This window comes from Marinobacter sp. (genome assembly GCF_041984545.1).
In the GTDB taxonomy this organism is placed as follows: Bacteria; Pseudomonadota; Gammaproteobacteria; order Pseudomonadales; family Oleiphilaceae; genus Marinobacter.
Genome location: NZ_JBHIXV010000013.1, coordinates 1 through 11,962 on the forward strand (window position 1 = coordinate 1; position 11,962 = coordinate 11,962).

At 54.0% G+C, this 11,962-nt stretch carries 15 protein-coding genes; 7 read left to right on the plus strand and 8 right to left on the minus strand.

Annotation, left to right across the window (positions count from 1 at the left end; all coding sequences use genetic code 11):
* The 4 genes from ACFC20_RS07995 to ACFC20_RS08010 form a co-directional block, all read left to right on the plus strand.
* A partial coding sequence (locus ACFC20_RS07995) for a hypothetical protein (protein WP_375192544.1) occupies positions 1 to 790 on the plus strand: 790 nt, incomplete at its 5' end.
* Positions 791 to 1,175: 385 nt separating this feature from the next.
* The gene (locus tag ACFC20_RS08000) at positions 1,176 to 1,478 is read left to right on the plus strand and encodes a DUF1778 domain-containing protein (RefSeq protein WP_106672860.1); all 303 of its coding nucleotides are present in this window, start codon (positions 1,176 to 1,178) and stop codon (positions 1,476 to 1,478) included.
* The gene (locus ACFC20_RS08005) at positions 1,450 to 1,980 is read left to right on the plus strand and encodes a GNAT family N-acetyltransferase (protein ID WP_375192545.1); all 531 of its coding nucleotides are present in this window, start codon (positions 1,450 to 1,452) and stop codon (positions 1,978 to 1,980) included. Before ACFC20_RS08000 ends, ACFC20_RS08005 begins: the two co-directional genes overlap by 29 nt.
* Positions 1,981 to 2,144: 164 nt before the next feature.
* Positions 2,145 to 2,759, plus strand: a complete 615-nt coding sequence (locus ACFC20_RS08010) for a tyrosine-type recombinase/integrase (protein WP_375192546.1) — start codon at positions 2,145 to 2,147, stop codon at positions 2,757 to 2,759.
* Between the two features lie 416 nt (positions 2,760 to 3,175).
* Here ACFC20_RS08010 and ACFC20_RS08015 read toward each other — a convergent pair whose 3' ends face one another.
* From ACFC20_RS08015 to ACFC20_RS08045, 7 genes are all read right to left on the minus strand, one after another.
* Complete coding sequence (locus tag ACFC20_RS08015) at positions 3,176 to 3,799, minus strand: SCO family protein (RefSeq protein WP_375192547.1); 624 nt, start codon at positions 3,797 to 3,799, stop codon at positions 3,176 to 3,178.
* Positions 3,796 to 4,638: a cytochrome c oxidase assembly protein gene (locus tag ACFC20_RS08020; protein WP_014575722.1), complete on the minus strand. Its 843-nt coding sequence runs from the start codon at positions 4,636 to 4,638 to the stop codon at positions 3,796 to 3,798. The genes ACFC20_RS08015 and ACFC20_RS08020 overlap by 4 nt, the downstream gene beginning before the upstream one ends.
* Before the next feature lie 22 nt (positions 4,639 to 4,660).
* Entirely contained in the window at positions 4,661 to 5,299 is a 639-nt protein-coding gene (locus ACFC20_RS08025; protein ID WP_014575723.1) for a thioredoxin domain-containing protein, read from the minus strand.
* A gap of 176 nt (positions 5,300 to 5,475) precedes the next feature.
* A complete protein-coding gene (locus ACFC20_RS08030; protein WP_375192548.1) occupies positions 5,476 to 5,952 on the minus strand; it encodes a hypothetical protein in 477 nt (158 codons plus the stop codon).
* 171 nt (positions 5,953 to 6,123) lie between these two features.
* On the minus strand, positions 6,124 to 7,032 hold the full coding sequence (locus ACFC20_RS08035) for a cation diffusion facilitator family transporter (protein WP_375192549.1): 909 nt from the start codon (positions 7,030 to 7,032) through the stop codon (positions 6,124 to 6,126).
* Between the two features lie 25 nt (positions 7,033 to 7,057).
* On the minus strand, positions 7,058 to 7,558 hold the full coding sequence (gene lspA, locus ACFC20_RS08040) for a signal peptidase II (RefSeq protein WP_375192550.1): 501 nt from the start codon (positions 7,556 to 7,558) through the stop codon (positions 7,058 to 7,060).
* A gap of 4 nt (positions 7,559 to 7,562) precedes the next feature.
* Positions 7,563 to 8,459, minus strand: coding sequence for a cation transporter (locus tag ACFC20_RS08045; RefSeq protein WP_375192551.1), 897 nt, complete (start codon positions 8,457 to 8,459; stop codon positions 7,563 to 7,565).
* 165 nt (positions 8,460 to 8,624) lie between these two features.
* On the opposite strand from ACFC20_RS08045, the gene ACFC20_RS08050 reads away from it, so the two are divergent.
* Positions 8,625 to 9,092 carry a hypothetical protein gene (locus ACFC20_RS08050; protein WP_375192552.1) on the plus strand — a complete coding sequence of 156 codons (468 nt, stop codon included), beginning with the start codon at positions 8,625 to 8,627 and terminating at the stop codon, positions 9,090 to 9,092.
* Between the two features lie 315 nt (positions 9,093 to 9,407).
* On the opposite strand, the gene ACFC20_RS08055 is transcribed toward ACFC20_RS08050, so the two are convergent.
* Positions 9,408 to 10,289, minus strand: a complete 882-nt coding sequence (locus ACFC20_RS08055) for a DMT family transporter (RefSeq protein ID WP_375192553.1) — start codon at positions 10,287 to 10,289, stop codon at positions 9,408 to 9,410.
* Positions 10,290 to 10,538: 249 nt separating this feature from the next.
* On the opposite strand from ACFC20_RS08055, the gene ACFC20_RS08060 reads away from it, so the two are divergent.
* Positions 10,539 to 11,498, plus strand: a complete 960-nt coding sequence (locus tag ACFC20_RS08060; RefSeq protein ID WP_375192554.1) for a LysR family transcriptional regulator — start codon at positions 10,539 to 10,541, stop codon at positions 11,496 to 11,498.
* A 136-nt stretch (positions 11,499 to 11,634) separates the two neighbouring features.
* Positions 11,635 to 11,940, plus strand: a complete 306-nt coding sequence (locus ACFC20_RS08065) for a hypothetical protein (RefSeq protein ID WP_375192555.1) — start codon at positions 11,635 to 11,637, stop codon at positions 11,938 to 11,940.
* Positions 11,941 to 11,962: the final 22 nt, after the last annotated feature.

Sequence of the window (11,962 nt, forward strand, 5' to 3'; positions counted from 1 at the left end):
GGTAATAGCGAGCTACTTTCTTCTCCAACGGCTTCCAGGGAATCAGCTTGTCCATCCTCTCCAGAAAGATCTCGCGGCGAGTCTTGCGCTTCTTGGTCTGGTACTCGGCTTCGGAGAAGGTCATCTGATCCATGGTGGCAACGAATCCTATGCAGTTGGCGATGGCCGTATTATCGCCGATTCCGGCGACTTATTCAGAGTCTCCCTAGTTTTGTCACTGGGGTTGGCAGCGGCCTTAACTGGCTGCTCAACAACCGAACACGTGTTGGTTGGTGGAAAATGCGTCACCTGCATCAATAACCCTCTCACGGGTGAACCCCTGAACCACGACGGGTCGATTCCAGGCAGCACCTATAAACCGTCTGATCAGGCGACCGCTCAATCCGAGTCTTCAGGCTCGGCTGGTTCGTCTTCCGGCAGAAAGACTTTTACTGAATCCACGACCTCTTTTTCTGTCCCACTTAACGTCGATGTGGCGTTTATCAGAATCAAAAAGGAATACGAGTACCAGTCCGAGCAGGAAATCCGCCAGGAGTGGGGATCATTGGCCGAAACAAAAATGAAGACCTTTGCCTGGGCCTACGACTCAGAGCCATCTGTTTACTACCGAATGCGGGCCCACCGGCAGCATGGCGATGCGCTTTATGTCATGGATCACAACATCACAAAGCAAAATGCTGATTCCAGCGAGATAACAATCACCGTGTGGGTGAACGACCAGTCACCAATTTCACCGGCCGATGTGGCGGAAAGTCTTGCCCGGCGAACCAAAGCCGCATTGAAGATCTGACCTGCAAGGGAAGGGGCCTCACGCACTGATTAGACTGCTATTAAGTTTCATTCTCGGTGTCGTGGACTTGTATTAAGCCTTTCTGATGCTCTACAGCGTACAAGGCCCGCTGCCGAAGTTGAGAACGCTGGTCTTCAGTGTGCAGTGCAAGGACGGCTTTGCGGGCAATACGGACGCTCTTTGAAAGAGGTCGAATGTCCGCTTTGCGACCTTGTGCAGCTGAGAATCTTATAAATTGCATGTGCCGTATTGGCATACAAGGTTGATTGAGGCAGTAATGTATGCCAACATGGCACACGTAGATTGAGTCCGTCGAATCACTTTTTATCAAGGAAGATGGTTTTCTTGGGTTCCAGTCGAGCCTATCCCACCATCGGTGAAGAATATGATGAACACACAAGGTAAAGACACTCGCCTGGTGGCCCGTGTCGATGAAGAAACGCAGAGACTTATTGCTCATGCAGCAGAGTTAACGGGCCGCAGCTTGAGTCAGTTCCTGATCTACGCTGCAAAGAAAGAAGCACAGGAGGCCGAGCGTCAGGCGCTACAAATTCAGGTTTCCCGGCAAAGTGCTGATCTTATGCTGGAGCTGCTGGATAACCCTGAGCCGATTAACCCAAAGCTTCGGGAAGCTGCACTCAACCACAGGAAGTTGGCTGGTGACTTTAAGAACCGAAGAAATCAGTAAAAAGCACAATCGGCGAAAATTTGACTGCGGTAAGCCTGCACTCAACGAGTTCTTAAAGAAAATTGCCCGGCAAAGTAGCCAGAAGATGGCGACACGGACTTATGTACTGATTGAAGATGAGGGCGACCCGACGGAGATCCTGGGTTATTACACTCTTCTTCCAAGCACCGTTGTCTTCCCCCAGGGGCATCCCCTGCAAAAGCGGTTTCCGTCGGATCCGCCGGTTTACCGGCTGGCACGACTTGCGGTTGATAACTCTGTGAAAGGGTATGGATTAGGAGCATACCTGCTGGTCGAGTGCTTGAGACGGGTTGTTGATGCGTCGATTTCAGTTGGAGGTATCGGCTGTGCGGTAGATGCCAAAGACGACGACTCAAAAAGATTCTACGAAAAGTTCGGGTTCGTCGCTATTGATGCCGTTGAGGGTGATGCTTTAGCGCTTTGGCTGCCTTTTGAGCAATGTCTGGAAGCAGTCGAACTCTCACAGACAAGTGGACGGTAGTCGGGTTCTGCCGCGTTACTGCGGATCTCTCTAAAAAGAGGCGGAATTTCTCCCGGGGGAAGTGTTGGACTATCCGCCTGAACGTTCGCTTTCGTGATTGACCAGCAGAAAACAATTTTCTGAACCATACTTAAAGGCTCTTACCCTCCGAAGAGGGCCACGCCATGACATTTCCAATAGCCAAAGCTCCCTGGAATAAGGGAAAGCTTGTTGGCCAGAAGTTACCGCTCAAACTCGAACAAATATGGGCTATCCGCATTCGGTTGGAGATTGCTAAGAACATCCGCGAGCTGGCGATGTTCAACATGGCAATTGATTGCAAACTCCGGTCCTGCGATTTGGTAAAGCTCCTGGTTCGAGATATTTCCAGAAACGGCGAGGTTCTGGATCGGGCGCAAGTCATCCAGCAGAAGACCAGTCAGCCTGTCCAGTTTGAGATAACCAAAAAGACGCGCGAATCGGTCGAAGCATGGATCGAGTTGCGCGGACTCTCGGGTATGGATTATTTGTGGCCGAGCCGGATGCGAAAGTTCGACCATATCACTACTCACCAATACGCCCGTCTTGTCAAAAAGTGGATTACCAGCATTGGACTTGACCCTTCAGTCTACGCAACCCATTCAATGAGACGCAGCAAAGCGACATTGATCTACAAGAAGACCAAGAATCTTCGAGCCGTCCAGTTGCTGTTGGGACACACGAATATGTCGAGCACCGTGCGGTACCTTGGTGTTGAGGTCGAGGATGCTCTGGAGATAGCTGAGAGTATTGAGATCTAGGTGCGTAACTTGTGTCCTTGGTCCCTTTGGATGCCGCTGACGCTGCCAGCCCCGGTCGATGCTCACCCTCGGGTTTCGATCAGGCTCCTCCCGTCGCTAAACAAAAGCGAACATTCGAGTCAGGCCTTCCTTCTCCCCCCCGAAGGTTCCAAGCTCGTCATTGGCCTTTGATTCATCATGGTTGATGGAGCAACTTTCAGGTGCCAACTAATTCCGGTATAGAGTTAGCGATAATGGGCTAAGCCGATGTTTACCCCGATTGACCTGCCCCCAGCTTTCCAAAGGCCAAAAAAACTGGATATGTGAAGCCCGGCAAAAGATGAACATAAGCATCCGACAATCAAATCTTGAGTCACGGGCTGCTGCCGTATTCCGCAGCAGCTAAGCATTACTTTCCAATGGCAAGCTTCGTTAACTCAGGCATCCTCCTGAATAAGAGCAGCGAGGTCATGCCGAATTTCTTCCCCGCTCAAATCGGGCCGCATTAAAAGGCGAGGGTTACCTTCGCGATCAAATACATAAATCGCGCTGCTGTGTGACACCGCATAATTTCCATCAGCGTCAGGTTCGTCATAACCGAAGGTTGTCCTATATCGTTTTGCCAGTTCACGAAGCTGGGGTTCTTTTCCAGTGAGCCCTACAATATTGTCACCGAAGAAATCCACGTATTTTGCGAGGCGCTCGGGCGTGTCACGTTTCGGATCGACACTCACGAACAAAGTGAGTACTTCATCCTGAAGCGTCGGGGCCAGGCCACTGGTTGCCTGATTGAGCTTTTGCAGGGCGGTTGGGCAAACATCGGGGCACGAGGTGAACCCGAAAAACAGCATTCTCACCCGTCCACTGTAATCCTCGCCAGATACCGACTCGCCCTGGCTATTGATCAGGTCGAATTCCAGCTCAGGCATCAAGCCACTGATGTTTTTACCGTTCCAGTCTTCCTCGTCATTGGCAAAGCAACCAGTCAGCAATAGGGATGCAATCAGCGTTAAGGTCGCCGATATGATGTTGGTGCGCTGTCGCCAGAAGCGAGTTCTCATGACGCTGTTTCCTCAAGTGGTTTGGATTGATTGGCATATTTTCCGTCCTGATGCATGGCTCGCCGAAGCATCAGAAGAATGCCAAGGATGCTCATCATAGCGGGAGGGATATAGGTCAGCATGCCGCCCAGGAGCTGGTCGACTTCCGGGTCCAGCGGCCAGGCCCTGCCACAGACTTCGTAAACGTCGTAGACCATGTCACGTGAGAACACGATCCACGCCCCAAGAAACATCTGAAGCACACCTGCGGCAGCCAGAACCAACATGCGTCTGCCATACCCCAGCGATGAGGTGATCGCAGGCGGTCGCGGGTCGAAGATCAACCACCAGAACAGCAGGCCATCCAGTAACATGCTCCAGTTCATGACCCAGTACAGATCCCGGCTGAGCATGGCGTCGAAATGGATTGATGGCCACAGCCAGAAATAAATGAGCCCGACAAACAGGAATAGGGCGATGAAGGGTTGTTGCAGGACCTGATAAAACCAACCCAGAGGCCGGAGCGTGCGCCTCCAGCCTGGGCTGATTTTTTCAAACCAGAACCGCATGACCGGCAAGGGATTGGAAAGCGCGATCAGGATAGGCCCAATATGATGAAGGATCAGATGCTGGCCCCGATGGACGAAGAACATGTATTGCGCGTAGTAATCGAAGCGGGTCTGCATCACCGCATAACAGATCATCACCCCCAGGGTGAACGCAAAGATCCGCAGTGCGCCTGGCCGGTCCTGTTCCGGCATCCGAAATAGCCCAACGCCATAGAACCCCATCACGAGCATGTAGCTCAGTATGGTCAGCGGCGAGAAATCGTAAGGTAATAAGTAGTCAAGCAGTGACATAGCGTTGCCGGTTCTGAAGTTGTTATTGAGGCGACTCTACCTTGGAGGTGACAAGGTCGTACAGTTCTTGGGGTCCCAGCCGACTTAAGGTGTCCCCGTTGACGTAAAAGGTTGGGGTTCCAGAAATTCCAACCGCTTTCACGTCAGCCGCATCCTGTTGAATAATGCGGTCAATCTCCTGCGAGTTCATACCGGCCCGGGCGGCTTCTAAATCAAGCCCGGCTGACTCCGCCGCATCCCATGCTGCGGCGACCTTTGGATCGTCATGCCACTGGGGTTGGGCTTCCATGACAGCGTCAAGCACCGGCTCGTAGATCCCCTGTTCGCGGGCGGTTTCCAGAATTCTGACGGCCTCTTCCGAGCCTTTGTGAAACAATACGTAGCGCAGGACCAGACGCACGTTGTCCGGGTATGCAGCCTGAATCTGTTTCACATAGGGATGCATGGCGCGACAGCCTTCGCAGGATGGGTCGAAGAATTCGACAATGGTTACCGGCGCGTCCTCAGGGCCGATAACGGGAGAGTAATCTCTCACCAGCGGCGTTTTTTCAACAACGGCGGGTTCATCAATGCCTTGAGAACGATCGTAATAAACGAAAGCGGCCGCGAAGACAACCAGACAAAAAAGAACGAGGCTTGTGACCAGGGTTCGGGTACGCACGTAAGATCTTCCTATTTTAGATAAGTTTAACGAGTGTCAGATTTTCCGGTATTCGGTAGCAGCCGATTGGGAAGCCACCTCAGATAAAACATCATATCAATAAGTTCCACCAGGGACTGCACGACAATCACCACGACAGCCGCGGCCCAGGCCTCTGGTAGCGACAATGCCAGAGGTTAAACCACGAAGGAGTTGCGGGTGCCAAGGCTGAAAATGACGGTGCGACCGGTTGCTACCGGTAATCGAAAGACCCGGCGCAGAGTCTTTCCAACCGGAGCCTCAGCTAGCAAATAGGCCGGAAACAGAATCATCAAGGGCCAGATAAGTGGGCCGGTACTGTCGATCTGGCTGACTTGTGTCATTGAGATGATGAAAAGTACGACTGTCAGCAGAGGGACCGGCATCAGACCCATGAAGCGAATCAACCCGGTGGCTTTTTCGGACTTTTCCGCCCATTTTTCAGTCAGAAATGCCAGGATAAGGGGGACAACAAGCAGCCCGACAAAGGCCGGCAGGAGGTGTCGCCCAAGCTCAAGATTTACGTCGAACTGATTGCCCAGGAAAAGCCAGAGGTAAAGTGCAAGAAGAGCCAGTTGAGCAATCAACAGAACCGGCGTTGCCGCAATGGCTCGGGTGCTCTGGCACTCCTGCACCCTGTCGCCGAGGGAAGAGGTCCATCCGGCAATGAGGCCGGAAAAAACAGCGATGAGGTAGGCCCAGACCTGATGGCGTTCAATTACGTCTCGCATAAGGTGTTCTTAACCGTGTGGCATGTCGGCCATTCGCAGTCGATCTGCCACACGGCACCCATTTCAGCAGCCCTGCTAGCCATGGCCATAAGTATGGGCATCTTTGTGACTGTGATCAGGATGTTCAAACTCCAATGTTGAATGAGTGATGCTGAATTCGTTTTCCAAAGTTCGTTTTATCTCGTCCTTGACTTTCTCAAGTTCATTCCAGGCACTTATCTCGACCACCACATGGGCGTCGAGGGAGGCATCATGCTCACCCATCTGCCAGAAATGTACGTGGTGAAGGTCGATAACACCTTCTACCTTTGATACAACCTCAATGACCGAATCAGTGTCGATATCCACAGGACTTCCCAGCATGAGTGTTCGGATGGTTCCGCCGATTTCCGTCAGGCCCAGGTAGAGAATGTAGCTGGCGATACCAATTGTGATTGCGGGATCAACCCAGCGCATGTCGTACAGGAGAATCAGGGCACCGCCTACAACGACTGCTATTGAGGCAAACGCATCGGACAAGTTGTGTAAAAACAACGCACGAATATTAACGCTGCCCTTCTGCATAGAGTAGGTCAGCAGCGCCGTCAACGCGTCCACCACCAGTGCGACAATGCCAAGCCAGATTACCCACCATCCCTTGATTTCCGTCGGCTCAATGAATCGCATGGTACCTTCGTAGATCAGGTAGAGGCCTATCATGATCAAGGTGGTGTAGTTTATGAGTGCCGCAACGATCTCAACTCTCCCATAGCCAAAGGTCATCTTTGAGTCGGCCGGGCGGCGTGCAATTTTCCGGGCGGCAAAAGCGATAACCAGCGATGCCATATCTGAAAAGTTATGTATAGCGTCGGCGATCAGCGCCAGGCTGCCAGCGAAGATCCCGCCCGCGATCTGGGCGACAGTCAGGATGCCATTCGCCCAGATGGCTACTGCAACTCGCTTGTCCTTGGTATCCGGTGACATGTGAGCATGTTCGTGGCCCATTATTTTCTCCTTGTTCGGTAGTTGTTCATTTCGTGTTGTTTCCGGCACTTTTTTCGGCCCTAAAGCCAGTGGCCAAAATCATGATCACGCCCAGGACTATGAATACGTCGGCAAGGTTGAACGCCGGCCAGTGCCAGGATTGCCAATGAAAATCGAGATAGTCGACCACGTAGCCTCGAAACATTCGGTCGATGACATTCCCAAGTGCGCCGCCCAGTATCATCGCGTAAGCCAGGGCTTCAGTTCGATGACGGCTGTCCCGAATCAATTTGACCAGAACAGCCGAGACGACAACGGCTATCGCAATAAAAAAATATCGCTGCCAGCCCCCGCCATCGGCGAAGAGACTAAAGGCAGCGCCTTTATTCCATACGTGCACCCAATTAAAGAAAGAAGTGATCTCAACCGATTGCCCGTAAGCCATGGATTGCTGGACCAGCCATTTAATGGCCTGGTCAGCCAACGCTATCAGCGTGGAAAAGCCGAGAAAGTTCAGCGTAAAAAAGCGAGAACGGTCTCCAGACATCGAATTATCCTTTTAGTGCAAGTATGCGCTTGGCACCGATGAGTACAATGCCTCCCACAATGCCGCCAATAACCAGATCCGGGTAGTTGGAGCCGGTCCAGGCGACAAGAAGCCCTGCGAGGATAACCCCTAGATTGATGACCACGTCGTTGGCCGAAAATATCCAGCTGGCTTTCATGTGAGCACCGCCTTCACGGTGTTTGGCGATCAGGAGCAGGCAACTGACGTTGGCAATAAGGGCCACAGATGCGACGGCCATCATCATCAGCGACTGCGGATCACTGCCAAACAGAAAGCGCCTGCCAACTTCAACCAGTACCCCAGCGGCAAGGATAAGCTGGAGTATGCCAGCCACATGCGCCGCTCTGACCTGCATTTTGATGCCGTGCCCAACGGCGTAAAGCGCGAGACCGTAGACGGCGGCATCGGCAAGCATGTCTAGCGAGTCTGCAATCAGGCCAGCGGACTGGGCGATCAGGCCCATCGTCATCTCGACCAGAAACATCAGACCGTTGATTGCCAGCAGTATCCATAAAGTGCCGGATTCCTCGGTTTCGTTGGCATTAGACGACTCAGCCGATCTGACGGATTCAGCGCTGGCCTCTTCTGACTTCTGCAAGGAAGCGCCCAGCCCCAGGGTTTCCAGCTTGCTCGTAATAGGTCCGGCTTCGCCTTGATGAATAATTTCCAGATTTCGATTCGATAGGTCGAATGAGAGTGACCGAATGTTGTCAAAGCCATTGAGCGCCATTCGAATCATTCGCTCTTCCGAAGGACAGTCCATTTTTGGCACTTTGTAGGTGCTGATCTGGGCTCCATGTGTGGTGATAACGGGGTTCCGAGTGTAATTATCTGTGCCAGCTTCCTCACTGCCACACTGTCCGTCACAGGTGTTGCTCATTTTCTCGGCTCCGGTTCTCGTACAAATGATGCAATTTAAAACCCTGTAGTTACTACAGGGTCAATGACTAATTTACTCTAGTCGTTAAGATCGGCGTTTATCTGGATAAAGATCTACAATGATAAGTGAAATGGAGTGGGCATCTCATTTTTGGGGGATAACTTTATGATTTCATCTAAAGGGCTTGCTGCAACCGCTGCGCTATTGGTTTTTCCAGCATTGGTAATAGCGCATGGTGACCAAGGCCCCTGGCAAGGGCATGGTCCCGGCATGATGATGGATCAGGAGCAAATGCAGCAGATGCACCAGAACTGGTCCCACATGAACCAGCTGATGCAACGCATTCCTGATGAAGCTTCACCGCAAGAACGGCAACAATTGATGCGAGAACACAGAGAGGCGATGCAAGAACAAATGGATTATATGCATCGCGGCATGATGGGACCTGGCATGATGCGTGGACAAAACGACATGATGGGAGGTCAGCACCTGATGAACGGCGGCGGTAAATCAAAGAATGGTGGTAGTCTGTCTAACGAGCAACAAATTCAGATGATGCAGGAGCGCATGGATCAAATGCAGCTGATGATGGAGCAAATGCTGCAATACCAGCAAAATCTAAAGGTAGAGTGATCGAGAAGCCTTCAAATACTTTTACTTAACAGACGCGTAGTAACTGGCGAGTTTGATAGGCTGAAGTTTGTGAAAACGGCGCAGTAGCTGGGTTTCGGTCTCAACGAAATCCCTGGCCTTTTACGGCTGGAAGATGGCGCTCTGGGCACCACTTCGAATGTTCGCTTTGCGACCACTCTGAACCTCCGCTAATCCGCCTTTAGCGCCCCACTCACTATCGAGTCACCTGTTCCGCCGAATCAATGACCCTAACCCCACAACAGACCCTGCAGATGGGATCGGGCCATTCCTGGGCCTCTCTGATGGCCGCGAGCATCAACCATTCACCGTCTGAACCTGCAACACCCGGTGACTCCGCTGCCGCGAGCGCAGGCCCAGCATAATCAGCGGCACCACAATCATGGCACTGCCCACGGCGAACCACACGTCGGGTACCTCGCCGAACCAGATCCAGCCAATCCCCACGGCCCAGATCAGCCCTGTGTATTCGGCGCTGGTCACCTGGTTGGCGTCCACCTGGCGATAGGCCAACAACACGGTAATGTTGTAACCGAGAATCAGCAGAGCAGAGCCGGCGGCGCTCACCAGCATGCCGGCGTTCCAGTCGGCGCCTTCCCAGTAGGCGAGGGCAGCGGCGGCCGGCAGGATCAGCAGGTAGTTCAGGAACAGCTTGTGCACGGTGCTTTGCTGTCGGGGCAAGGTGCGCACCATAACGGCGTTCAGGGCCAGTGCCAGTGCCGAGCCCAGGGCGGCAATGGCGGCCCAGTTGAACTCAACCGGGCGCAGGATGACGATAATGCCGGCGAATCCGCTGAACACGGCCACCACGCTCAGCGGTGTCAGCCGCTCACGGAACACCAGGGCGGAGAGCACCATGACCAGTATGGGCGCGCCGTAGAACAGAGCGTTGGCCGTGGCTAGCGGCAGGTGGCTGAGGGCCACAACCATGCACAGGATGCCCGCCAGATGGATGTGCGCCCGCAGGGTGTGGATGCCCAGGCCGCTGAACAGGTGCTGGCGGTTGAGTTGGCCGAGCAGGGGCATGAGGAACGCCAGCGTGAACAGGCAGCGCAGGAAGGCAAACTGGAAGATCGGGGCACCGGGTTCCAGCAGTTTGATGAACACATCGGAGCCGATGGCCAGGGCGTTGCCGATGACCAGTAGCAGGATGGCGCTGTTGATGGTCTTGCCTGACATTTAACCTCTCCCTCGCGGTTCATAAACTTTCGAGCAAGAGGCGCTCGGTCAGGTTGCTTCCGAAAACCGCTGCGAGTACGTCCATGTACGCTTGCTTTCCGCCATCCATGGCTCCAAGCATTTTCGGAAGCAACCTGACCGACCACCTCCCGGAACCCGTTCGTGGATTCCCAATGCAAGGGAATTCTAGGTGTGCTTAACTATCCGATAAAATGATCAATATTTTTCCACTATTAGAAAATTCGATAGATGCGTCTGCCACCCCTGAAATCGCTGCCCGTGTTCGAAGCCGTTGCCCGCCTGAAGAGTTTTTCCCAGGCCGCCGAGGAGCTGGCCATTACCCAGAGTGCGGTGAGTCACCAGATCAAGCAGCTGGAAACCTACCTCGGGGAACGGCTGTTCTGGCGTTCGGGGCGGTCGGTCACCCTGACCGATGAGGGACGTCAGTATCTGGACGGGATCAGCTCGGCGCTGTTGCAGATTGAACGGGCGAGCGAGGCGTTGCTGGGGCATGAGGAGTCGCTGTTGCGGCTGTCGGTGTTCAGTTCTTTTGCCGTACGGTGGCTGGTACCAAGGCTGCCGGATCTGAAGCGGCAGCACCCGCAGCTGGATCTGTCGCTGGAGATGAGCAGTGCCAACCCGGTGCTGTCGGATCGGGTGGCGGACTGTTTCATCACGGTGAAGCCGAACTCAACCGCGTTCAGTTATGAATTGCTGTACGAGGAACGCCTGTTCCCCGTTTGCAGCCAGGATTACTGGCAGAAGATTCGTCGGGAGCTGGGTCTGGAGGAAGTCACCGGGGATCCGGCGTCGGTGTCACTCACGCCGGCCCAGGTCGCGGAATTTCCGTTGCTGTCGACTCACAGCATCTATGATCGGCAGGGTGGCGACTGGGAGGCCTGGTATCGCGAGGCCGGTATGGCGCTGCCGGCCTCGAGCCGGTTGCTGCACTCCAGCCATATGCTGCTGTCGCTGGAGGCGGCCCGGTTTCACCAGGGCATTGCGCTCACCAACGACTACATGCTCAGCACCCGCCAGGATTCCAGCGACTTCGTACGCCTGCCCTGTCATTCGGTGATGACCGGCGACAGCTTTTTCTTTGCCTGGAAAACCAGCCGTCGGCGGGAGCGGGGCATTCAACTGCTGCGCCGGTGGTTGGTTTCGGAGGCGATTGCCGGGGGGCTGCGTCCGGAAATTCTGCCCGAGTGACGGGCGTGTTCAGGCGGAAGCGGGCGAAGTAGGGAACGAAGCACCGCCTGCACGCGTGTAGACAACAGGGTCGGGAGAGTAGGAGACTGGTTTATCCATCCCGCCCGAAGGTATTTTCAACAGGAGCAAGGCAACCATGCACAAAGCAGTATTTGCTGTCGCAATCACATGTCTGATGGGCGCGGCTTTGCCCGCGAGCGCCGGCAACCACAGCGCGGAATTGCCGCCCGGTTTGCAGAAGAAAATTGAGCAGGGCAAGCCGCTGCCTCCCGGCTGGCAGAAGAAAGTCAACCTGGGCCCGGGAGATCGTCTTTACAGGGATCTGTACGATTATGGCGAGGTGCGCGACATTGGCGACGGGCGCCAGGAAGTTCGGGTGGAAGACCGGATCTACACGGTGGTCAAGGACACCCGGGAGATCATCAACATTCTCGATCAGTAACCGGTACCCGTTCTTACGCCTG